General features: G+C 69.7%; 2 pseudogenes. One reads left to right on the top strand and one right to left on the bottom strand.

The annotated features are described in order from the left end of the window. Window positions 1-135: pseudogene (locus J5M56_RS26465) on the bottom strand (cell division protein FtsW); the annotation flags it as partial. Here J5M56_RS26465 and J5M56_RS26460 point away from each other — a divergent pair. Beyond that, window positions 104-238, top strand: a pseudogene (locus J5M56_RS26460) (cell division protein FtsW); the annotation flags it as partial. The pseudogenes J5M56_RS26465 and J5M56_RS26460 overlap by 32 nt on opposite strands.

The raw sequence follows: 238 nt of genomic DNA, 5'->3' as shown, positions 1-238 counted from the left end.
CCCCGACTGCACGGCGGCCACCTCGGACGACGCCGAGGTGATCATTACCAAGCCCAGGCCAAGCAGCGCCAGGCAACCGGCCAGCAGCGGGAAGTCCAGGTCGATGCCACGGCCGCTGATCAGCGGCCGTGGCATCGACCTGGACTTCCCGCTGCTGGCCGGTTGCCTGGCGCTGCTTGGCCTGGGCTTGGTAATGATCACCTCGGCGTCGTCCGAGGTGGCCGCCGTGCAGTCGGGG

This window comes from Pseudomonas sp. 51_B, from assembly GCF_017491595.1.
In the GTDB taxonomy this organism is placed as follows: Bacteria; Pseudomonadota; Gammaproteobacteria; order Pseudomonadales; family Pseudomonadaceae; genus Aquipseudomonas; species Aquipseudomonas promysalinigenes.
This window is presented reverse-complemented; position numbering and strand designations above follow the sequence as displayed.